Below are 21,459 nucleotides of genomic sequence, written 5' to 3' on the forward strand. Positions count from 1 at the left end.
GCCGAACAGCTCGGCGATACCGGGATCGACCGGCTGGGCCGAGTTCGGCGCGCCCAGCCGGCCGGGACCGCGTCCGGCACCGCGCGACCCGCTCTCACGCGCCTCGGCGCGGAACGGGCCGAAGGGGTCGGCCGCCGGGCGCGGACCGGCCACGCCGAGCGGATCGTTCGGATCGGGAGCGGAGAACCCCGAGTGGGGATCGAAGCGGGTGATCGGCCCCGACATCGGCGAGAACGCCGGCTCGGCCGGGCCCGGCGGCGGATACGGCGCGGGCTGATAACTCGCGGGAGGTTCGTAGACGGGAGCAGGGGCGGGCTCGGGCTGATAGACCGGGGCGGGCGGCTCGGGGTCCGGAGCGGGCGCGGCGTGCGAGGTCGGCCGGACGGCCGCGTTCTCCCCGGTCAGATCATTGACCGAGAGTCCGCGACCACTACGTCGTCGCCTGCCACCGCCACCGCCGGCCGGCGGCGAGGCGCCCTGCGCGGCATTGCGCGCGAGTAGTTCGGCGACCGATAGCTGTTTCGAATCGTCACCGCTCATGCCGACTCCGCTCTCGCCACGGGGGCGACCGGCGGGGCGACGGCCGGACCCCCGTTCGGCTCGGTATCCAGCTTGCGCAGGATCAGGCCTTCACGCAGCGCCCATGGGCAGATCTCGATGCTGTCGAGCGACAACGCCCGCATACTCGCCTCCGCGACCAGTGCGCCGGCCACCAACTGCTGGGACCGGTCCGAACTCACGCCTTCCAGCTCCGCGCGGTCGGCCGCGGTCATCCGGGAGATGAACGCGATCAGCTGGCGCAAACCGGAGCTGGTCAGTGTACGGCGCACCCGCGGACCGGCGGCCGAGGGTGCCGCTCCGGTCAGCCTGGCCAGCGAGCGGAACGTCTTCGAGGTGCCGACGGCCAGGTCGGGCTTGCCCGCCTCGATGATGGTCTTGGTGGGGACGACGAGTTCGGCGTCGAGCCAATCGCGCAGGACCGCGATCTTGCGCTTGCCCGGCGGATCGTCGCGCAACCACTCCCTGGTCAGCCTGCCCGCGCCGAGCTGCAGCGACAGCGCGACATCGGGCTCCTCGTCGCCGCCGTTGGACATCTCCAGCGAGCCGCCGCCGATATCGAGGTTGATGATGCGGCCCGCGCTCCAGCCGAACCAGCGGCGCACCGCGAGGAAGGTCAGCCTGGCTTCGTCGTCGCCGGAGAGCACCTGCAGGTCGACCCCGGTCATGGCGCGCACCCGGGCCAGCACCTCGTCGGAGTTGGTGGCCTCACGCAGGGCCGACGTGGCGAACGGCATCAGCTCGACGCACTTGGAATTGCGCGCCAGATCGGCGAACTCGTCGATGGTCGCGATCAGCCGCGCCTCGCCCGCCTCGGTGATGCGCCCGTCGCCGTCCATGTTCTCCGAGAGCCGTAACGCCGACTTCGACGAGCTCATCGGCATCGGGTGACCACCACGATGCGCGTCCACCACGAGCAGGTGAACGGTATTGCTTCCGACATCGAGAACACCAAGCCGCACAGGAATACGGTACTTGGTGATCCGGTACTACAGGTCAGGCGACTGAACTGTTAGCGTCACAAGTTGTGACCGAAGGCGCATCTGGCACCGCGGAGACCCGGCTCCGACCTGGGCGAAAGATCGACCCGAGCCCCGAGGTCGAGCTCGACTTCCCCCGTGAGTGGATCGAGTTCACCGACCCAGCAAACGACGAGCACCAGATCGTCGCCGACCTGACCTGGTTGCTGTCGCGCTGGTCGTGCGTGTTCGGCACCCCCGCCTGTCAGGGCATCATCGCCGACCGCCCCGACGACGGGTGCTGCTCGCACGGCGCTTTCCTCGCCGACAAGGACGACCGCAAGCGCCTGGCCGGTGCTGTGAAGATGCTCACACCCGAGGACTGGCAGCTGATGGGCGAGGCCACCGAGAACGGCAAGGTGGTCAAGAAGGGTTACCTCGAACTCGACGAGCTCGAGGACGAACCGGCCCTGCGGACCCGCCGCTTCGACGGCGCCTGCATCTTCCTCAACCGGCCCGGTTTCGCCGCGGGTCCCGGCTGCGCGCTGCACATCATGGCCGTGCGCAAGGGCATCGAACCGCTCGAGGTGAAGCCCGACGTCTGCTGGCAGCTGCCGATCCGCCGCACCCAGGATTGGGTGGAACGCCCTGACGGAGAACAGATCCTGCGCACGGTGGTCACCGAGTACGACCGCCGCGGCTGGGGTCCCGGCGGGCTCGACCTGGATTGGTACTGCACCGGCTCACCCGACGCGCACGTCGGCGCCAAGCCGGTCTGGCAGTCCTACGGTCCCGAACTGCGGGAACTGCTCGGCGCTCCCGCGTACGAGGAATTGGCGAAACTGTGCCGCCGTCGCGAGGGCCTCGGCCTGATCGCGGTGCATCCGGCGACGGTGGAGGCGGAGCGGATCCACCCCGAGGCTCACATTTCGAATCAGTCCGCGTGAAAACCTCGTAACCTGCTGGTTCACCCCGTGGTCATGCGCAAGTCACTCCGGTCGGGTTGGATCGTTATCCATGTCGAAGAAAGCGCTCTCCCTGGCGACCCTCGTGATCGGCGCCACCCTCTCCATGACCGGCCTGGCCAACGCCGAACCGAACGGTGACCCGGCCAAGTACGCGGACTTCACCTCGAGCTTCGTGAACTACAACTCCCCCGAGGCGCTGACCGCGGCGCAGGACGGCAAGTACATCATCGTCAGCCCGCAGGGCACCTCGACCACGATCGCCTGCCGTGGCACCGGCACCGACGTGGCGATCTACGACTGCATGCAGGAAGACCCGTGGGGCTGGGTCCCGCTGCGCAAGATCGACACCCCGCTCGGCGCCGCCTGGAGCACGATCTAATTCCCTCCGAACACGAGAGCCCCGTCGGTCCGACCGACGGGGCTCTGTTCGTTCGCGGGATCAGGCTTCGAGCTTGTACCCCAGGCCACGCACGGTGACCAGGTGCTCGGGCTTGGCCGGATCGGCCTCGATCTTCGAGCGCAGGCGCTTGACGTGCACATCCAGGGTCTTGGTGTCACCGACGTAGTCGGCGCCCCAGACGCGGTCGATGAGCTGCCCACGGGTGAGCACGCGGCCGGAGTTGCGCAGCAGGTATTCGAGCAGGTCGAACTCCTTGAGCGGCAGGGTGACCTGCCCGCCGTTGACGTGGACCGTGTGCCGGTCCACGTCCATCCGCACCGGACCGGCCTCGAGCACGCCGTTCTCGCTGCCGGAGTCCAGCTCGTCGCCCGCGCCGCGGCGCAGCACGGCGCGGATGCGGGCGATCAGCTCGCGCGCCGAGTACGGCTTGGTGACGTAGTCGTCGGCGCCCAGTTCCAGGCCCACGACCTTGTCGATCTCGCTGTCGCGGGCGGTCACCATGATCACCGGCACGCCGCTGCGGGTGCGCAGCTGCTTGCAGACGTCGGTGCCGCTCATGCCGGGCAGCATCAGGTCCAGCAGCACGATGTCGGCGCCGGAGCGGTCGAACTCGGCCAGCGCGGACGGACCGTCGCCGACGACGGTGACGTCGAAGCCCTCCTTGCGCAGCAGGAACGCCAGCGGATCGGCCAGCGACTCCTCGTCCTCGACGATCAACACACTCGTCATCTGCGTGCCTCCACACCGTTCGTTCGTCCAGCGGGGGTGCGCTGGATGATGGGTTCTCTCGTGGCGAGCTCCGGCGTCTGCTCCGCGTCCTCGTCCCCATCGGTTTCCAGATGGGCGGGGATGCGCAGCGTGAACGTCGAGCCGGTGCCCAGTTTGCTCCACAGGGTGATCTCACCGTTGTGGTTGGCCGCCACGTGTTTGACGATGGCCAGGCCGAGCCCGGTGCCGCCGGTGGACCGCGAGCGCGCCTTGTCCGAGCGGAAGAACCGCTCGAACACCCGCTCCTGGTCTTCCTTGGCGATACCGATGCCACGGTCGGTGACGGCCATCGCGACGTGATCGCCGCGCAGCGACCGGCTCACCGACACGTGCGAACCCTGCGGCGAGTACGCGATGGCGTTCTCCACCAGGTTCGACAGCGCGGTGACCAGCAGCGTCTCGTCGCCGAGCACTTCCAGCCCGCTGGGCCGGTCGGTGCTGACGGTGATGCCGGCGGCCTCGGCGGCGGTGCGCGACCGGTCCACGGCCTGCTGCACCACGGTGTCGACGTCGACGACGGCCAGATCGGGCAGCTTCTCGGCGCCCTGCAGCCGCGAGAGCGCGATCAGCTCGGTCACCATCTTGCCCAGGCGCCGCGATTCGGCCAGCACGCGCGAGCCGAAGTGGCGCACCGCGTCGGGATCGTCGGCGGATTCCAGCATGGCCTCAGCGAGCAGGCTCATCGCGCCGACGGGGGTCTTGAGCTCGTGGCTGACGTTGGCGACGAAATCGCGCCTGGTCGCCTCCATGCGCGCCTGCTCGGAGTCGTCGTCGGCGAAGAGCACGACGAAGCTGGTCTCCTCGCGCGAGAGCTTGCGGGCGATGCCGCGCACGGCGATCCGGCCACGGCCGGGCAGCGGGTTCTTGGCGGTGAGGTCGTATTCGGCGGACTCGCCGGTGGCCAGCACCTTCTCCACCGCGGCCCACGCGCGTTCGTCGAGCAACCGGTTGCGGACCAGGCCGAGTTCCTCCGCGCGCGGGTTCACCAGCACCACGTCGCGGTACTCGTCGACGACGGCGATGCCGCTCTCGGACGCCAGCACGATCAGGTCGAGCACCTGCGACATGGTCAGCCCGGTGTCTTCCTGGGTGCGGGCGGCCTGTCTGGCGTTGACGTACGGGATCAGCAGGCCTCCGACTGCCAGTCCGACGACAGCCGCGAGGACTGCCAACAGCACGGCCTGCGGAACACTCACACTTTGATCGTACGAGTGCCGACCGACGTATCGGTGGCGGGTCGTCGAAGTTTCGCGCAGGTCACAGGCCCTTGGCGTGGCGTTCTCGTGCCGTTCACCCGGCAGGCACCTGGAGTGTCGGCGGGCGTGTCAGTCCGCCGGTTCGCCGTACATCGCGAGGGTCACCGCGGCCCCGTGCCGGTCGACCCATGCGCCGAGCGCATAAATCGGCTGGAGCAGATCGCGGCCGGCTTCGGTGAGTTCGTACTCCACCCGCGGCGGCGCTTCGGCGTAGCGCTGCCTGCGTACGAGCGTCATCTGTTCCATCCGCCGCAACGTCTGGGTGAGCATCTTCTGGCTGATCCCACCGACGGCGGTACGGAGGTCACTGTGACGAAGCGGACCATCCCGCAGCATGTACACGATCACGGGTAGCCAGGAATTCCCGAACAGATCCACGCCCATCCTGGCGGGGCAGTCGGACTCGTAGTCGCCATACGGCGCGTACTGCGCCGGTTCGGCCGGTACCGCGGTCATGCGAGTCAGCCTGCCACCGCCGAAAGGCACCCGGGAGTGCCCATCGGAATTCCTACCGTCGGTGCTGTCGATGCCACCGGGCTCGGCAACCACGGATCTCGGGAGTTCTCATGCGAATCGGAATCATCGGCGCGGGTGCGATGGCGGCCGCGCTCGGCGGCGGCTGGGCGGCGGCGGGTCACGAGGTGTGGATCGGCGCGCGGTCGGCCGACGCCGGACGCGAGCTGGCCGCCCGGATCAGCTCGACTCCGCGCGATCCGCGCCCGTCGGCGACCGGATCCACCGAGGCAGCTGTCATCGCTTCGGCGGCCGAGCCCGCAGTACACGCCGGGGACATCGGCTCGGCGATCGCGGCCGCCGACGTCGTGCTGCTGGCGGTACCGGTGGACGCCCTGACCCTCTTGCTCGGCGAACACCGCGACGCCTTGGCGGGAAAGGTCCTCATCGACTGCACCAACGCCTTCCTGCCCGACGCGGCCGCACCCGAGGGCGTGACCGCGTTCGTACTGAGCGAGGACGCGGTGGCCGAACGCATCGCGGCGAGCGTTCCGAAAGCCCACGTGGTCAAGGCCTTCAACCTGCTCGCCGCCGAGGTCTGGGCCGGCGCGGATCGCGTCTTCGACGGCGAGCGGCTGGCTGTCCCGCTCTGCGGTGACAACGCCGAGGCCGTACGCGCCGTAGCGTCTCTCGCCGAAGACCTTGCCCTGCAACCGTTCCCCGCGGGCGGACTGCATCGCGCGAAATACCTGGAAGCCACCTCGGTCTTCACCGTCGGCTTGTGGTTCGCCGGTGCGAACGCACGGGCCATGCTGCCCCCGCTGTCGGCGGCGTTCGCGGTGGCCGACTCCTAAGTGGTCTTCCTCCGCCACCTGCCGCGGGCCCGGCGGTCCCCGGTGCACGGTCGCCGGTCTCAGTCACCTCGCGCGGGAGCGGTCGCGATGGCCTCGATCGCGTCGATCAGGCGTTGCTTGCCCGCGGGTTCGATGTGCAGATCCTGGTAGCGCCGGTAGCTGAGGTAGCGGCCGTCGTCGGCGACGTCGAGCCAGGTCAGGTAGCGGGCCGGGATCGCGCGCGCGGCGTGCAACCCCACCCTGGCCTCGATGTGGCCGGACGCGGCGCGTTCGGCAGCCGTGAGCCGGTGCATCCGCTCGGCGACGGAATCCGGTGCGCGCTGCCAGGATTCGAAGTGCGCGGCCAGCCGGTCGACGTCCTCGACGAGATGCCCGGCCTGCCCGGCGGGCAGTTCGCCGAGGAAGGAGGCGAACGCGCGCGACACCATTCCGGCACTGCCGGAGAACACTTCGACACTGTTGTCGTGGTACTGCCGGATCACGACCCCGCGCTCCCCCGACCGCGCGCCATAGGCACGCAACCGGGGCCCGGCCTGGTCGAAGGCCGCCATCGCGGTGTCCGGCCGCGCCGCGTGCCGCAGCACCGCGGTCAGGTCGGGATCGGCGCCGGTGGGCCAGCGCTGCGCGGCGGCCCGGGCGAGCTCCTCGTATTCGCTCTGGGTCAGGGCGTCCGAATACACGGTCAGCGGGAAGGGGTACCGGTCGTCGCCGGTCTCCCCTTGCCAGACCACGGCGAATTCGTCGGCGGTGAAGGTCCAGCTCACGATGCCCCCGCGCCGCCCTGATCCTGGTCAGCGACCCGGGTCGCCGGCGCGTCCGAGCCGATGGCTTCCGGCACCGCGGGAATGTCGTCCCCGAACAGCTCCGGCTGCACCCGGCGCAGGTAGTCGGGCGCGCTGTGTTCCTGCTCGTCGTCCTTGCCGCCGCCCCGCGCACCCGGCGCGCCCATCATGCCCGGACTCATCCCGCGCCCAGCCGAAGCCGCACCCGCCGCACCGGAAATACCGGCGGCAGCGAGGTTTTGGCCGACACCCGCCGGCGCCCTACCGGCCACGGACCCACCCGGCGTCAACGCAGCGCCACCCGGGCTCGAACCACCCGGCGACCCGGACCCCGGCGAACCACCACCGCCCGGGCTGGTCCCCGGCGTCGTTCCCGGGGTGGTCGACGCCGGTGTCGTCGAGGCGGGCGTGGTGCTAGCCGGATCGGTGGTGCTGTCGTCGCCCTGCGAGTCGTCGGAGCCGCCGCTGTCCTCGGTATCCGTGCCCGCCGTGGTCGTCTCGTCGTCGGTCGTCCCGGGTTGCGTGGTTTCCTCGGTGGTGCCGGGGTCCTCGCCGGTCGTCGTCCCGTCGTCAGTGGTGGTCCCGCTCCCGCCAGTGGTGGCGCCACCGTTGTTCGAGCCGCCACCACCGCTGCCCGGATCAAGGGGGTTTCCGGTGCCCGGCTGGGTGGGCGCGACGAAGGTCGGCACGTTCTCCCCGGCAGGGCCGTAGGTCGGCATGTAGGTCGTCTTCATTGCCGCGATCGCCTGGAGGCGCCGGTCTTCCTTTTCCCTCTCGGTAGTCGCCGCCGACCCGGGAACCGCGAGTTCCGCCAGAGTCGCGGGAACCGACGTCCCCGGGTCGGTCACCACCGTCGCGTTGATCGGCGCCGGCACAGCCACTTTCACCGCTTCGGCACCGTAGGCCGCGGCCTTCACCCGATGACCTACCGCCGACAACACCGTGTACACATCCGTCGCCTCGGTGACGAACTTCCGCCCAGCCGCCTCACCGGCGGAGGCGAACTCGCCGTGCAGGCTCGACGACGCCCGCGCGGTCTGGATCATCAGCCCGGTCACCGCACCGGAGATCTCGGTGAACATCGCGACCCACTGATCACCGAACTGCTGCATCACGCCGGGCTGCATCTGCTGCACGGCGTTGTAGATGTCCTCGTGTGAAAACCCGTCGAACGGCTCGAATTCAGAGATGTACTTCGGATCGACGCCGCCATGACTGAGCGATTCCTGCTGCTTCTCGGCACCGGACTGCTGCTGCCGCCCGCTGACCTGCTGATCCAGCCCCGGCAGAATCACGCTCAGCGGATTCTGCGACCCTCCCCCGTCAGCCATGGTCAGTTCTCCTTACCGATGGATTTCTCTACGACCGAGGCGATTTCCATGATGTTGGCGCAGGGGTCGAGGTTCTGGCGTTGGCCGAGGCTGAGGACAAGGGTCCTGACGAAAACGACACCGGCCTCGGTTCGAAGGTGCACCTTGCAGGCGTTCTCACTGCCCGGGTCGCCGCGTACCAGTCCGGCCTGGCGTCCGTTGACAGTTGTTTCCTGCAACCAGGCGCCGTTCTTCTGAAGGTTCTCGTCCCACGTGATGTTGCCGGAGTCCAGCCCGAGAGAGACGGTATTACCCGAGTCACGGAAATCGCAGGTCAAAAAGGTGTACTCGGCAACCAGGTCCGACCCCCGCTTCCGCGACGTCGGCTGGAATCCGACGGCCGTGATGTCAGCGTCGCTGATCCAAGTGCACGGGTCGAAGACCACCTTCGAGCGTCCGGTCGACTGCGTGTACTTGTTGTCCTGGGATGGCGGCTGAAGCTTGGGGTCGGTCAGCGTCGAACGCGCCGCCTGGGTCGTGGACGACCCGCCCTGAGCCGAGGGTTCGGGGCCGGCGGTGCCGGTCGACGAGCTACACGCCGAGGCCGCCAGAGCAACGAGGACGCCGCCCGCGATCACTCTCGTTTTCATGTGTTATGCCTGCCTAGCTATCTCGCTCAACGCATCCGCGTTGAGCTGGTCCGCCTCGCTCAGAATTCCCGCAGCCTGCAGATATCCATCTGCCATGCCCCTCGCTGCCGTCGCCAGCTGCTGCAACACCTGCTTCGCAGCGATCGCCTTGTTCGAGAACCCCTGCTGCAACGACAGGGCAGAGTTCAGTGACCCGAAACCACTGACATTCACCATCCGCTCAGCGTCTACGACCCACTCATCGCACATGGCCGCGAACCGCAGATACGCCTGCGCCACTTCCCGAGCCGCATCCGGCTCCATCGTCAACTGCCCCGACGACGCCGCATTCCACAGCTGCGCGGCAGCATCCCCACCGATAGCCACAGGATCCCCTCCCAACGGTGCTCTCCCCGGCATCCTAGCGCCCGATCCTCCGCACTCGACATGACGCTGTGATCAACACCTGGCCTGAGACGCCGCACCCGTCTCATCGGGCCGAGGCCCACCGGACAGCGCCCAGCTGTCGGCGTCCGTTCCCGGCAAGGTCGGTGCGCCGGCTGACTGGTAGCCTCACGCCGGACATGGAACGGGGGAGAAATGTCGCGACCAGCCACCTACGTAGAGACGACCTGCCGTCGAGTGCGCCACCCGACTTGCAGCCGCCTCGGCGCGATAGATCCGATCTCCCGAATCCGGCACGGCGGATCAGCTGAATGCGTCACTACCGCCGCGCGCCGAACTCACTTCCGCCGGAGTGCGGTCAACCCATGGAGAACAATACTCAAGGCCGACATCGACCAGATTCACGCTCTCTCGGTGAAACTCACCACTGGCAGGAAAAGTAGTTGTTCCGGCAAAGCCTGAAAAATAGGCGCGGCCGCATCCTGACTTTCATGGCATTCGCATCAGTGAGCGGGGTGATCGCGTGTGGCGCGCCTGAGCCCTCGTCGCCGAGAGATGAGATCGGGTTTCCGACCACGTTCAACCCGTGCACCGACGTTTCGGCTGCACTGCGCGGTCGGCACCATCTCGATGATCCCGAGCTCGCCAGCCTGTCACAGAACGGGAGAATGGCACCCGCGAGCGAGGCCTCCGCCAGCTGCACCTACGCCAGCAGCGGCGCTATCGGCCAGGACTACACATTGCAGGTCGCCGCGAGTAGCGACTGGATCCCTGGGTTACCAAAGATCGGAACTCGGGAGTTTCGCGCAATTCAGGTTTCCGGCCGAGCTGGCGAAATCGGGTGTGTCACGGAGGCGGTTTACGACAAGCCGTACTGCGACCTTGTAGTCCCGCAGAGCAAGGGAAAGATTTGGTTCAGCCTCCGATTCGATCTGCCTCAGGGCGACATCGAAACTTCTCGATCCGCAACCGAGGGGAAGCTCATCGAACTGGCCTCGGAAATCGCCACCGAGTTTCCTCCGGATTGATCAGGTGAGTCGACAATTAATGCGCCAGTTGTCAAACCTACCCAACAACATCCAATCCGCCATCAGTGACGCGGCCGAAACCATGATCGTCAGATATGCACTGTGCAATGGCGACGAAATTATCAGGCTAGGCAATCTGTTCGCGGATAGCGTCAAGAAGCTTTGGGAATCATTCGTCGAGCAACTGAAGGGGATTGCAGCGCCCGGCTTCTTCATAAGCACGTCGTTCGGCTGGACCGACTTCACCAAGGAAGCCAACACCATGGCGTCAGACCTCGAATCCACCGCCGTAAAAGTTGACAGCTACTGGCAGGGTACAGCGGCGACCGCGTATGGAGCGGTGATCACACCTCAGCGGACAGCCACTGCTCGCGTAGGCACAATCGCCAACGCGGCCCGGTCAGCGATGATTACGGTCGGAACGGCTGGCGTCGCGTTTTACGCCTCCCTGCTGGGCGTCTGCATTTCTGTCATCGTCGAAGCGATGATGGAGGTCGGTGCCGCTGGAACTGGAGTCGGCGCTATTCCGGCAGCCATCGCCGGGCTCGTTACGGCTGCAAAATTCGCTGCAATGGTAACAGCAATAATCACAGGAATGGTGGCAATCATCAACTCCGCAGTAACCCAGGCGCAGGCCCTTCAGGTTGAACTTGACAATCCCCAAGGATTTCCAGACGGGCATTAGCCGGTCTCCGACTCCGGGAAGTATAATGACGCTACGGTCAAGGACGGCGATGCCGACTGGTCGGTGAAAGCCACATGATGAGTAGGCCCACTGAATCCAACGACATAAGTCATCGAAATCGAGACGGCACGCTAGTCCGCGCAATAACCGCTGTGAGCATTGCCGTACTGATGCTAGCCACGTCCGCCACTCTAGCGGTCCTGTCCCATCTCTCCGATCCATTTGCGACGGAGATATCGAATTCCAACAAAATCATCATTGCATTGTCGGCAATATCGGCGCTGGTTTTTTCCGCTACGGGAGTCACCGTCTGCCGACAGGGCGCGAGCGCCAATTCTATACGCATTGCGAAGTCTATGCTGTGGATCAACATAATCACGCTCGCAGCTACGGAAATCGCGTTGCTGGCAACTGGATCGATGGCAGTACTCGTCTGGATGGTCGTGATCGGAGTGGGGTTCGATCTCTCGAGGATTGGGCGTCGATGACAGGGTTTACGACAATGGTAATGCCCACGCATGTTCGTGCAGAGTTCCGGCGGGTTCGGGCGTTCTCGATTGACCAGCGCCGGTCTATCCCGATAGAACGAGGCCGATCGCGATGAAAGCGCTCGGCCTCGTCGGTTTGGCGGCGGGATCAGCCGGCGACGCCGAGGCCCAGGGCTACCGCGACCGGGAGAAGGTACAGGACTGGGAAAGCGACAGTCTTGTACGAGCGGGCGCGTAGGACCGTGATGACCGCGCCGAGGAAGTAGAGGATGAGGGCGATGGCGGCGGTGATGCCGAGGGCGGGGACCCAGAGGCCGAGGAGCAGGCCGAGGGCGCCTGCGGCTTTGGCGAGGCCGAGGGGGGTCCACCAGGTTGGGGGGACGCCGTAGTCGATCAGGGGGTCGACTACGAAGGGGGCTCGGCGGAGCAGCGAGAAGGCCGAGAAGCCGATCCAGAGGGCGGCGATGACGGTGACGATGATGTACGCGGTGTGCATGGGGAGCCTCCTTCGACAGCCGCGTTTTCGCGGCGTCTACCGAGGTGACGACGTAGCCGAGGTGGGTGTGACATCGCGGGGCTGATCGCTGAATCCTGGGGTGTCATCTGGTGATTCGTCGGTCGGGCCCCGTACTCCGGTCCGAGGCGGTGGCAGTACCGAAGACCGATGCGCGTGGCGGTCGGGGATTTCTACCGTCGGATCATGCGTACCCGAGTTCTTGCTCTCGCGATCTGCACAACCGCCGTGCTGCTGTCGTCCTGCACGACCGGTGCGGCGGAGCCGCTGTCCGTGCCCTCGGGTGCCGCTGTCCGTGCGGACACCGTTCAGGCGGATCTCGACGAGCTGATCAGCTCCGGCGCTGTCGGCGCGCTCGCGACGCTCACCGACAACGGCACCATCGTCCTGGCCGCGGGCACGACCGACCTCACGACGCCGATGCCCACCGATCCGCCGCAGCATGTCCGGGTCGGCAGTATCACCAAGACCTTCACCGCCGCGGTCGTGCTGCAACTGGTGACCGAGGGCGAGGTCGAGCTCGATCGGCCGGTCGATATGTACCTACCCGGGCTGCTCACCGGGGACGGCATCGACGGTCGCGTCATCACGGTTCGGCAGATCCTGGGTCATCGCAGCGGGCTGCCCGAGCCGATCGATGCCCTGGGCGTGAACGAGCACACGGCGGCACAGCTCGGACGCACCTTCACCCCCGCGCAGGAGATCGCCCTCGCGCTGCGGTACCCGGCGCGGTTCAGCCCGGGTGCGCGGTTCGAGTACACGAATACCAACTACATCGTCGCGGGGATGCTGATCGAGGCGGTGACCGGACGCGCCTACGGTGACGAGCTGCGTGAACGGATCCTCACGCCGCTGGGGCTGTCGGGCACGTACCTTCCGGCCACCGGCGAGACCGGTCTGCGCGATCCGCATCCGACCGGCTACACCACCGTCGACGGCACCGTCACCGACGAAACGCTGATGGAGCCGTCGGTTCCGTGGGCGTCCGGCGCGCTGGTCAGCACCGGGGCCGACCTCAATCGCTTCTACACCGCGCTGCTGGCCGGTCGGGTGGTGTCGCTGACACAACTGCTGCCCATGCTCGACGGGGTCGATATGGGCGGCGACGACGGCATGTCCTACGGCCTCGGCGTCGGCTACACCCGGCTACCGTGCGGCGCCCGTTTCGTCGGCCACATCGGCGGTGTGCGGGGCTTCACCGCCGTCTCCGGCGCCACCGAAGGCGGACGAGCGGTCACCTTCTCCTTCACCGGCATGCCCACCGCCACGGAGATCGGCACGCTGCTCACCCACGCGCTGTGCGACTGACCGGCAACGGATCGGCCCCGCACCGTGCGAACGATGCGGGGCCGTTCGGCATATCGACTACCTGCGGCCCTGGTGGCGGCGGCGCAACTGTGCCACCACCGAAACCGCTCTCCTCTCACTCGATGCGCCCGGTGATCCACCGAAGTCAACATTCAAACCAACAAGCGAACGACTTCATGCCCCAGTGACGCTTCTTGACACGCTCCACAGTGACCGTCAGAGTGTAGGCGGCAGTCGCGGTCCGTGTCGACGCGCAGAATATGGTGGGGGGATATGTTTGCTTAACTCGAATTATGCACATATGACGGCTCGTGTACAAATACGTTCAATCCAGGAGTGCTGTGCCTGAAAATAGCTACTACAATCGATACGAAGATTTCAATAGGCCATGGGATGGCCAGTCGGTCACAGATCGACGTAAAATTGACGCCAACCAGGGAACGACACCTGACATCAGGCTTCGCCAGAACGCAAAGTTGCCAAAAAGGTTCCCACCTGTCGTATATCTGCCAATCCTTTCGGAAGTCGACAAGGTCGAGCAAGCACAAATCATGTTACGACAGACACGGGATGGCCGCATAGCCTGCCTGGCTTACTCGGCGCTCGACCGACTCCTTGAATGCTGTGGAGAAGATCAGCCATGGATGTGGACACCGGTCGTCGCCCTGGATGCGCTTCAAGGCGAGCAGCCGTTCGACTTACTTCTCCTCGACCTGGACATACCCACAGAACACAGATGGGGAAGTGTTTGAATGGCTGAGCTATACATCGATTTCAACGCCCTTGAAACAATTTCCAGAACCTTGACGACATCCAGCACCGAACTCGATGGAACCAGCGAAAAGACGCCCGCTTCATTTGATGCAGGTTCGGTAAACCCATCGGCTCTGGCCATACTGTCCGTACTCCTGGAGAGCGCAGGCAACCTCGTACTCGGAATGGGAGCTAGCGCTAGTGCGGTAACCGATGCTGCAACGAAATACAAGGAGCAGGATGACACTACTGCAGACGAACTCCTCCGAGAGAATTGGAAGGCCTTGTAGAAGTGGCCCTGAATACAAAGATAGACGGAGATGCAGCTAGTACCCGCGCTGTCGCAAGTTGGCTACGCGATTCCTTGGCTCACCAACTGGATGAATCTGCAACCGACCTGAATGGCGTCAGAATGCTTGCCGAGGCCGGCTGGGATGGCGAATCCGGTGAGGTATTCGCCACGAAGGTCCGCGGCGCCTTCAACAAGACAGATACATTCGCCAATGATGTGCGAACCTACGCGACACATTTCGACACCCTTGCTGGCGATATTCAATTGGCCCAGACCGACATGGAGACCATTCGAACAAAAGCCACCGAGGCCGGGTTGTCTGTACGGGATGATCAGGTAATCGAAGAACCCAACGGCGATGATCCCGATAAGATGGCCGCATATAATACGGCAGTCCAAGCGGCGGGCCTGGTCAGACAGCGAGAGACATTCTGGGGTAACACCTGGACCAACATGCAGAACGACATCAAAGACAAGTGGTTTCTCGTCGTGGGAGATCTGGTCGGCGGTGGTGCCGCTGCCCGCGCAGTACTCAACTCGTCGATGTTGCGTTCCACTGCCGCCCAAGCATCCAGCGACGCGCTGAAGGCGCTCATCGAGGCGAAGAATGCGCCCGCTGGAACGCCACGCGAAACGATCTATCGTGACATGGATTGGTCACGTGAGCAGATGCAGAACGCCGGAAAGGCCCTGGACGACGCGGATAAGGCAAAGGCCAGAGGTAAGACGATTGGACTGAAAGTCGGCGGCGCGCTCGCCGTCGCAGGAATCGGCTACGACATCTACAACGGCAAACCGGTCGAACAGGCAGTTGTATCCGGTGCAGCCGGTTTCGCGGCGTCCGTCGCGGTCGGCGCGGCTGTCGGGTCGATTATTCCGGGCCCAGGGACTGCAGTCGGCGCCCTCGCAGGCGCCGTCGTGGGTGCCAGCGCTGGCATTTTCACTTCGGGGGCAGTCGATTCGCTCTACACAGATGGCCTCAGCGTAGGTGGTGCCGTCAACGGCGGATTGGATGCGCTGGAGGCCACCGGAGATGCAATCGGCGGCGGCGTTTCGAAGGCGTGGAATGCGATCTTCTGATAGGCGCAAGAATAATACTCCGTGGATATTACCGCCGGGACAGACACGTCGGCAGATCGTTTCGATAGTCGGTCTTTCCGCGCTCGTCGCACTCCTCGCGGCCATCAGCGCAGCGATGTGGCGAAGTGGTGACAACACGGCCGTTGCCGCCGCGAAGTACATCGCAATTTTCGCAGCTGGAATGGCATGCCTGCTTGTCGTTGCACTAACCCAGTACACCCAGATATTTCACCGTGGCGACCTCCGACCGGGAGCCGTGGCTGGAAATACTGCCACTATCGCCCCCGGCTCGAAGATATATTTCTGGGCCCAGCAAACGACGTGGCTTTGCTTCGCAGCTACTTTTCTACCAGCAGCGTATGAGACTGCAACGACCGCATGGAGAGCGTACTGGCACTTCGTTCTGATCCTCGCTTCAATCGGCACGATTGCGACAATCCCACTTGCGGCAGCATTGATCGGGCGAATTCGACCGGGAAAGCTTCTACTCACGTCCAGCGAGATCATTCATGAAGGCTGGAGTTCGCGGACCCGCTTACTTTGGGACGATGTCAACAGAGTTCGGACATCATTCGACCAGGTACCAATTATCGACATTGTGGGCCTGAGTGGTGCACGGTGGAGCTCCACATATTACTTACTGCACTCTTATATCGCGGGTAGACCGAATCCGTTCTGGAACCTCGATCGCCCGCCACACACCGGGTGGATTGTACTCGAATGCCCCAGGTTCTCTGTCGACCGAACCGTGCTGGTTAGATTTCTCAATTTCTATGCGGAGAACCCCAGACTTCGCACTGAGCTGGGGACGGACTCGGCGTTGGAGCGCTGGCGACTGCTGGCGAGCGAGCGATCTTGACCCACTGCGGCAATTGCGAAATCGGGACCGGCCCCGCACCGTGCGAACGATGCGGGGCCGATCCGGGGGAACGACTACTTGCCGCCCTGGTTGGCGACGGCGGCGGCGCCTGCGGCGGCGGCCTCCGGGTCCAGGTACTCGGCCGGCTTGACCGGGCGCAGGTTCTCGTCGAGCTCGTAGCGCAGCGGGATGCCGGTGGGGATGTTCAGGCTGGAGATGTCCTCGTCGGAGATGTTGTCGAGGTGCTTGACCAGCGCGCGCAGCGAGTTGCCGTGGGCGGCGACCAGGACGGTCTTGCCGGTGAGCAGCTCGGGGGCGATGGTGGTCTCCCAGTACGGGATCATCCGGGCGACGACGTCCTTCAGGCACTCGGTCTTGGGGACCTCGATGCCCGCGTAGCGCGGGTCGCCTTCCTGGCTGTACTCGTTGTCGTCGGCGATCGGCGGCGGCGGGGTGTCGTAGCTGCGCCGCCACAGCATGAACTGGTCCTGGCCGTACTGCTCGCGGACCTGCTCCTTGTTCTTGCCCTGCAGGTCACCGTAGTGACGCTCGTTGAGGCGCCAGTCGCGGATGACCGGGATCCAGTGCCGGTCGGCGGCGTCGAGCGCGTTGTTGGCGGTGCTGATCGCGCGGCGCAGCAGCGAGGTGTAGACGATGTCGGGCAGAACGTCGTGCTCGGCGAGCAGCTCGCCGGCCCGCTTGCCCTCGGCGATGCCCTTGTCGGTCAGGTGCACATCCACCCAGCCGGTGAACAAGTTGAGGGCATTCCATTCGCTCTCGCCGTGGCGCAGCAGCACGAGGGTGTAGGTCATGGGGTCATTCTGGCATTTCGCCGATACTTCGGGCCCACCCACCTGCTATGCGGACGGGGTGACCGGCCACGAGGAACGCCGCGGTGATGCCCCGCGAGGTTCACACCGCCGCGGCTTCCACCGCCAGCACCCCGGCGCCGACGAGCGTCGCGCCCTCGGCCAGGGTCGACAACTCCACCGTGAGGCCGCGGACGAACTCCAGGCGCGCGTGCCGGGCGACCGCCGCGCGCAACGGCCCCCACAGCGGCTCGCCCGCGTGCGCGAAGCCACCGCCGATCACCACCCGGTCCACGTCGAGCAGCGCGGCAGCGCTGGAAACCGCCTGTCCGAGTGCTGTTCCCGCCCGTGCCAGCGCGGCGGTCGCCACGCCGTCGCCCCGCCGCGCGGCCTCGGCGAGCTCGATTCCGGTCGTGCCGGTCCAGCCGTGCTCGCGCGCCCAGCGCACCGCCGACAGGCCGCTCGCCACCGCCTCGACGCAGCCGAACCCGCCGCAGCCGCACGGGGTGTCGTCGCCGGGGACGACGAGGTGCCCGAGGTGACCGCCGTTGCCGGTGCGCCCGACCAGGACCCGCCCGTCGGCGATGATCCCGCCGCCGACTCCGGAGGACACCGTCAGCGCCAGCCCGTTGTCCACCCCGCGCAGCCCACCGACCCGGTGCTCGGCCAGCACCAGGCACGCGCCGTCGATAGCCAGCCGAACCGCTGCCGCCGGGAACAGCGCCCGCACATGCTCGACGATCGCGAACCCGGCGCGCCACGGCGGCAGGTTCAGCGGGCGGACGACACCGGCGGGCACGTCGACCGGTCCGGCCGACCCGATCCCGACCGCCGTGACGACGGTGTCGCCCGCCACAACGCGCAGTAGCTCCCGACACACCGCCCACGGATCGTCGGCGGCGGTGGCCGCGCGGCGCACTCCGCGCAGCGTGAAATCCGGATCTACCAGTCCCGCAGCGAATTTCGTCGCCCCGATATCTAGCGCGAGTGCCGTCATCACCCCTCCTGTCCGCGCGGTGCCCGGCACCTCGTCGCCGCAGTACAACAGGGCCGCGCGGCCTATCCGATGTGAGAGATCACAGCGTGTGGCGCGCGACACTTTGACTACTGGTTGGTACGCACGGCCCATTTTCGTTAGATACTTCGACGCGGGTCGGGTCTTGTCAGCTGGGCAGCACAACTCTGATGAAGGATAGCTGTGTCGAAATTCGTTGTACTGGTGTTGAGCCTGCTGTCGGTGGGGTTCCTCGCCGCACCGGCGGGCGCGAACCCGTTGTATCCGACCCCCGATCCGGATCCGTTCTTCACGGCGCCGAGTGACATCGCGGCGCTGGCGCCCGGTGACGTCGTGCGCAAGCGTCGTATCGACACCCTGCTCTACCCCGGAACCGAGGGCTGGCAGATCGCGTTCCGCTCCACCAACTCCGCGGGCAACGCGATCATGGGCGTCACCACCGTGCTGATGCCGATCGGCGTGAAGAATCCGCCGCTGGTGTCCTACCAGGCGCTGATCAACTCCATCGGCACGCGCTGCAACCCGTCGCAGTCGCTGTTCAACGGCGAGCTGCAGGACGCGCCCGGCGCGATGCTGCCGTTGCAGCGCGGCTGGGCCATCTCGGTCCCGGACTACCTCGGCCCGACCGTCGCCTACGGCGCGGCGCGGCTCAGCGGCATGGTCACCCTCGACAGCGTGCGGGCGGTGCAGCGGGTCGCCGAACTGGGCGTGGGCAACTCGCCGGTCGCGATCGCCGGGTACTCCGGCGGCGGCATGGCCACCGCCTGGGCGGGTGCGCTGCAGCCGACCTACGCGCCGGAGCTGAAGCTGTCCGCCGTGGTCGCCGGCGGCATCCCCGCCGACCTGGAGCTGATGGCCGACGCCCTCGGTTTCGCCCCGCACCCCGGCTTCGGCCTGGCCTTCGCCGCGGCGATGGGCATCGAGCGCGAGTACCCCGAGCAGGTGCCGGTCTCGGACCAGCTCAACGAGAACGGCCTGTGGTTCCGTGAGTTCACCAAGGACGCGTGCCGTCGATTCCTGCTGTTCCACGGCATCTTCCGCAATGCCGAGCAGATGGCGGCGTCCAAGGAACTGATGACCAGCCAGGTGGCGCGCGGCGTGCTGCGCGAGAACAGCCTGGTGCACTTCACCGGCGCGCCCACCGCGCCGACCTACATCTGGCAGGGCAAGTACGACACCCTGACCCCGTACGGTCCGGTCGCCGAGTCCGTCGCCCACTTCTGCGCCAAGGGTGCCCCGGTGCAGCTGACGACGATCGAGATCTCCGAGCACATGACCGCCGCCGCGGCCGGTTTCGTCGACGCCTGGAACTACGTCGAGTCCCGGTTCCGCAACGAGCCGGTGCCGTCGAACTGCTGAGCTGACAGAGTTGCCGAAGCCCCGCCGGTCGTGACCGGCGGGGCTTCGGTTCTGTCGAGGACCAGGCCTCAGACCTGGTCGGCCTCGTCGATCAGATGCTCGAAGGCGCGCAGGTTCTTCAGCGACTCACCGCGCGAGACACGCCACTTCCATTCCTTGCGGATGGATTCCGCGAAGCCGAGTTCGAGCAGGACGTTGAAGTCGGTGTCGACGGCCTCGAGGATCTGGCCGAAGATCCGATCGAGCTCGTCGGGGGTGACCGACTCGGTCGACATCCGGCCGACGAGATAGATGTCGCCGACATTGTCGAGGGTGTAGGCCACCCCGTAGAGGCGGCGGTTGCGGCGCAGCAGGTACTTGTAGACGCCCTCGAAGTTCTCGTCGGGCTTGCGGCAGACGAACGATTCGATGCGCACGCCGTGCTTGCCGACGGTCAGCATCACCGTGGTCTTGAGCTTGCGCTCGCCGGGCAACACGACGATGAAGGTGTCGTCGGAATGGCGGGTGTATTCGATCTCACGGTCGCGCAGCGTTTCGTCGATGACCTGCGATACGGCGCTCACCTGCGTACTCCCGTCCGGCGCCGCCACAGCGCCCGCGATCTGGCCTGGCTGGTCTCGCCCGCGTGCAGGGCGATCGGGCCGCGTTCGGCGCGGAACCCGGCCATCGCGGCAGCGTAGCTGTCGAGCAGTCCCTCGGCGGTGTGCGCCCAGGAGAACTCGCTGGCGTGCGCGACGGCGGTGGCGCTCATCCGCGTCAGGCGATCCGGGTCGTCGAGCAGGGCGGCCAGCGCGTCGGCCCAGTCCGGGGTGCGGTGGCCCGGCACCAGCAGACCGGATTCGCGGTGCCGCACCGCGGTGCCGAGACCGCCGACGTCGGCGGCGAGCACCGGGGTGCCACTGGCCTGCGCCTCGATGGCGACCAGACCGAAGGATTCGTTGTAACTGGGCACGGCGACGACATCGGCCGCGCGGTATACCCGCACCAGCCGGTCGGCGGGCTGCGGCGGCAGGAAGGTGACGTGCTCGGTGATCCCGAGATCGGCCGCCAGCTCGATCAGCGCGTCGGGGCGGGCCAGGCCGGAGCCGGACGGTCCGCCGACGATCAGCACCCGCAGCTTGCGGCGGGGATCGCGGCGCAGCAGCGCGGCCGCGGCGCGCACCAGCACGTCGGGCGCCTTGAGCGGCTGGATGCGGCCGACGAAGGCCACGACCTGCTCGTCGGCCCGCAGGCCCAGCTCGGCGCGGGCCGCGAGCTTGTCGCCGGGCCGGTAGCGGGTCAGGTCGGCGCCGGGTGGCACCACGTCGATGCGATCGGGCGAGGCGCCGTAGAGGTCGACGAGCTGGCGGGCCTCGTCACCGGTGTTGGCGACGAGCCGGTCGGCCTCGGCGATGACCTGCTTCTCCCCGATCACCCTGGTCTCGGGTTCGGGGGCGTCGCCCTCGGCGAGCGCGGCGTTCTTCACCGCGGCCAGCGTGTGCGCGGTGTGCACCAGCGGCACCCGCCAGCGGTCCCGCGCCAGCCAGCCGACCTGGCCGGAGAGCCAATAGTGGGAGTGCACGAGGTCGTAGTGGCCGGGCAGGTGGCGCGCCTCCTGGCGCAGCACCTCGGCGGTGAACGGGCACAGCTGGGTGGGCAGGTCGTTCTTGTCCAGCCCCTCGAACGGTCCGGCGACCACGTGGCGCACCAGCACACCGGGGCCCGCTTCGGCGACCGGCGGCAGATCCGACGAGGTCGCGCGCGTGAAGATCTCCACCTCGGTGCCGCGTTTGGCGAGCTCGAGCGCGGTCTGCAGCACGTAGACGTTCATGCCGCCCGCATCGCCGGTTCCGGGCTGCGCCAGCGGTGACGTATGCACCGAGAGCACCGCGATGCGGTGGGGCAAAAGTTCCGGACGACGCTGACTCACACACTCCAGTGTGCACGC

At 66.6% G+C, this 21,459-nt stretch carries 24 protein-coding genes and 1 pseudogene; 11 read left to right on the plus strand and 14 right to left on the minus strand.

Going from position 1 to position 21,459, the window contains the following annotated elements; translation table 11 throughout:
• Nucleotides 1–540: pseudogene (locus tag ATM97_RS32170) on the minus strand (hypothetical protein); the annotation flags it as partial.
• Nucleotides 537–1,520: a Ppx/GppA phosphatase family protein gene (locus ATM97_RS32175; protein WP_218721983.1), complete on the minus strand. Its 984-nt coding sequence runs from the start codon at nt 1,518–1,520 to the stop codon at nt 537–539. The pseudogene ATM97_RS32170 and the gene ATM97_RS32175, both read right to left, overlap by 4 nt.
• Before the next feature lie 65 nt (nt 1,521–1,585).
• On the opposite strand from ATM97_RS32175, the gene ATM97_RS32180 reads away from it, so the two are divergent.
• Both ATM97_RS32180 and ATM97_RS32185 read left to right on the plus strand, forming a co-directional pair.
• Nucleotides 1,586–2,464 carry a hypothetical protein gene (locus tag ATM97_RS32180; protein ID WP_308248698.1) on the plus strand — a complete coding sequence of 293 codons (879 nt, stop codon included), beginning with the start codon at nt 1,586–1,588 and terminating at the stop codon, nt 2,462–2,464.
• Nucleotides 2,465–2,534: 70 nt separating this feature from the next.
• Entirely contained in the window at nt 2,535–2,864 is a 330-nt protein-coding gene (locus ATM97_RS32185) for a hypothetical protein (protein WP_218721984.1), read from the plus strand.
• Nucleotides 2,865–2,924: 60 nt separating this feature from the next.
• Here the strand turns inward: ATM97_RS32185 and ATM97_RS32190 are convergent, their stop codons facing one another.
• The 3 genes from ATM97_RS32190 to ATM97_RS32200 form a co-directional block, all read right to left on the minus strand.
• Nucleotides 2,925–3,614: a response regulator transcription factor gene (locus ATM97_RS32190; protein WP_019049472.1), complete on the minus strand. Its 690-nt coding sequence runs from the start codon at nt 3,612–3,614 to the stop codon at nt 2,925–2,927.
• Entirely contained in the window at nt 3,611–4,849 is a 1,239-nt protein-coding gene (locus ATM97_RS32195) for a cell wall metabolism sensor histidine kinase WalK (RefSeq protein WP_218721985.1), read from the minus strand. Before ATM97_RS32195 ends, ATM97_RS32190 begins: the two co-directional genes overlap by 4 nt.
• A 129-nt stretch (nt 4,850–4,978) precedes the next feature.
• On the minus strand, nt 4,979–5,365 hold the full coding sequence (locus ATM97_RS32200; protein WP_218721986.1) for a helix-turn-helix domain-containing protein: 387 nt from the start codon (nt 5,363–5,365) through the stop codon (nt 4,979–4,981).
• Between the two features lie 110 nt (nt 5,366–5,475).
• Between ATM97_RS32200 and ATM97_RS32205 the strand changes: the two genes are divergently transcribed.
• On the plus strand, nt 5,476–6,216 hold the full coding sequence (locus ATM97_RS32205; RefSeq protein WP_218721987.1) for an NADPH-dependent F420 reductase: 741 nt from the start codon (nt 5,476–5,478) through the stop codon (nt 6,214–6,216).
• Between the two features lie 59 nt (nt 6,217–6,275).
• Here the strand turns inward: ATM97_RS32205 and ATM97_RS32210 are convergent, their stop codons facing one another.
• Genes ATM97_RS32210 through ATM97_RS32225 form a run of 4 tightly spaced genes read right to left on the minus strand, consistent with a single transcriptional unit; the run spans nt 6,276 to nt 9,324 of the window.
• Entirely contained in the window at nt 6,276–6,980 is a 705-nt protein-coding gene (locus tag ATM97_RS32210; RefSeq protein ID WP_218721988.1) for an ESX secretion-associated protein EspG, read from the minus strand.
• Nucleotides 6,977–8,329, minus strand: a complete 1,353-nt coding sequence (locus ATM97_RS32215; RefSeq protein ID WP_218721989.1) for a hypothetical protein — start codon at nt 8,327–8,329, stop codon at nt 6,977–6,979. The genes ATM97_RS32210 and ATM97_RS32215 overlap by 4 nt, the downstream gene beginning before the upstream one ends.
• A gap of 2 nt (nt 8,330–8,331) precedes the next feature.
• The gene (locus tag ATM97_RS32220; RefSeq protein WP_218721990.1) at nt 8,332–8,958 is read right to left on the minus strand and encodes a DUF3558 domain-containing protein; all 627 of its coding nucleotides are present in this window, start codon (nt 8,956–8,958) and stop codon (nt 8,332–8,334) included.
• Nucleotides 8,959–8,961: 3 nt separating this feature from the next.
• Nucleotides 8,962–9,324, minus strand: a complete 363-nt coding sequence (locus ATM97_RS32225; protein WP_218721991.1) for a hypothetical protein — start codon at nt 9,322–9,324, stop codon at nt 8,962–8,964.
• Nucleotides 9,325–9,833: 509 nt separating this feature from the next.
• Here ATM97_RS32225 and ATM97_RS32230 point away from each other — a divergent pair.
• From ATM97_RS32230 to ATM97_RS32240, 3 genes are all read left to right on the plus strand, one after another.
• Nucleotides 9,834–10,370, plus strand: coding sequence for a hypothetical protein (locus ATM97_RS32230; protein ID WP_218721992.1), 537 nt, complete (start codon nt 9,834–9,836; stop codon nt 10,368–10,370).
• Between the two features lie 4 nt (nt 10,371–10,374).
• A complete protein-coding gene (locus ATM97_RS32235) occupies nt 10,375–11,055 on the plus strand; it encodes a hypothetical protein (protein ID WP_218721993.1) in 681 nt (226 codons plus the stop codon).
• 152 nt (nt 11,056–11,207) lie between these two features.
• Complete coding sequence (locus ATM97_RS32240) at nt 11,208–11,543, plus strand: hypothetical protein (protein WP_218721994.1); 336 nt, start codon at nt 11,208–11,210, stop codon at nt 11,541–11,543.
• Between the two features lie 148 nt (nt 11,544–11,691).
• Here ATM97_RS32240 and ATM97_RS32245 read toward each other — a convergent pair whose 3' ends face one another.
• Nucleotides 11,692–12,039, minus strand: a complete 348-nt coding sequence (locus ATM97_RS32245) for a DoxX family protein (protein ID WP_218721995.1) — start codon at nt 12,037–12,039, stop codon at nt 11,692–11,694.
• A gap of 204 nt (nt 12,040–12,243) precedes the next feature.
• Between ATM97_RS32245 and ATM97_RS32250 the strand changes: the two genes are divergently transcribed.
• The 4 genes from ATM97_RS32250 to ATM97_RS32265 all read left to right on the plus strand — a co-directional run bounded on the left by ATM97_RS32250 (nt 12,244) and on the right by ATM97_RS32265 (nt 15,490).
• Nucleotides 12,244–13,365 carry a serine hydrolase gene (locus tag ATM97_RS32250; protein ID WP_218721996.1) on the plus strand — a complete coding sequence of 374 codons (1,122 nt, stop codon included), beginning with the start codon at nt 12,244–12,246 and terminating at the stop codon, nt 13,363–13,365.
• A 341-nt stretch (nt 13,366–13,706) separates the two neighbouring features.
• Entirely contained in the window at nt 13,707–14,117 is a 411-nt protein-coding gene (locus ATM97_RS32255) for an SAV_915 family protein (protein WP_308248699.1), read from the plus strand.
• Nucleotides 14,118–14,408, plus strand: a complete 291-nt coding sequence (locus tag ATM97_RS32260; protein ID WP_218721997.1) for a hypothetical protein — start codon at nt 14,118–14,120, stop codon at nt 14,406–14,408. It abuts the gene before it with no gap.
• Nucleotides 14,409–14,530: 122 nt separating this feature from the next.
• Nucleotides 14,531–15,490, plus strand: coding sequence for a hypothetical protein (locus ATM97_RS32265; RefSeq protein ID WP_218721998.1), 960 nt, complete (start codon nt 14,531–14,533; stop codon nt 15,488–15,490).
• Between the two features lie 933 nt (nt 15,491–16,423).
• Here ATM97_RS32265 and ATM97_RS32270 read toward each other — a convergent pair.
• A complete protein-coding gene (locus ATM97_RS32270) occupies nt 16,424–17,161 on the minus strand; it encodes a phosphoglyceromutase (protein WP_019049486.1) in 738 nt (245 codons plus the stop codon).
• A gap of 100 nt (nt 17,162–17,261) precedes the next feature.
• Entirely contained in the window at nt 17,262–18,155 is an 894-nt protein-coding gene (locus ATM97_RS32275) for an ROK family protein (protein WP_218721999.1), read from the minus strand.
• 201 nt (nt 18,156–18,356) lie between these two features.
• Here ATM97_RS32275 and ATM97_RS32280 point away from each other — a divergent pair, with 201 nt between their 5' ends.
• Nucleotides 18,357–19,532: a lipase family protein gene (locus ATM97_RS32280; RefSeq protein WP_308248700.1), complete on the plus strand. Its 1,176-nt coding sequence runs from the start codon at nt 18,357–18,359 to the stop codon at nt 19,530–19,532.
• 68 nt (nt 19,533–19,600) lie between these two features.
• Here ATM97_RS32280 and ATM97_RS32285 read toward each other — a convergent pair whose 3' ends face one another.
• Both ATM97_RS32285 and mshA read right to left on the minus strand, forming a co-directional pair.
• Entirely contained in the window at nt 19,601–20,095 is a 495-nt protein-coding gene (locus ATM97_RS32285; protein ID WP_218722000.1) for a YbjN domain-containing protein, read from the minus strand.
• Entirely contained in the window at nt 20,092–21,450 is a 1,359-nt protein-coding gene (mshA, locus tag ATM97_RS32290) for a D-inositol-3-phosphate glycosyltransferase (RefSeq protein WP_218722198.1), read from the minus strand. Before mshA ends, ATM97_RS32285 begins: the two co-directional genes overlap by 4 nt.
• Nucleotides 21,451–21,459: the final 9 nt, after the last annotated feature.

It is taken from the genome of Nocardia sp. MH4, from assembly GCF_019266065.1.
Lineage (GTDB): Bacteria > Actinomycetota > Actinomycetes > Mycobacteriales > Mycobacteriaceae > Nocardia > Nocardia canadensis.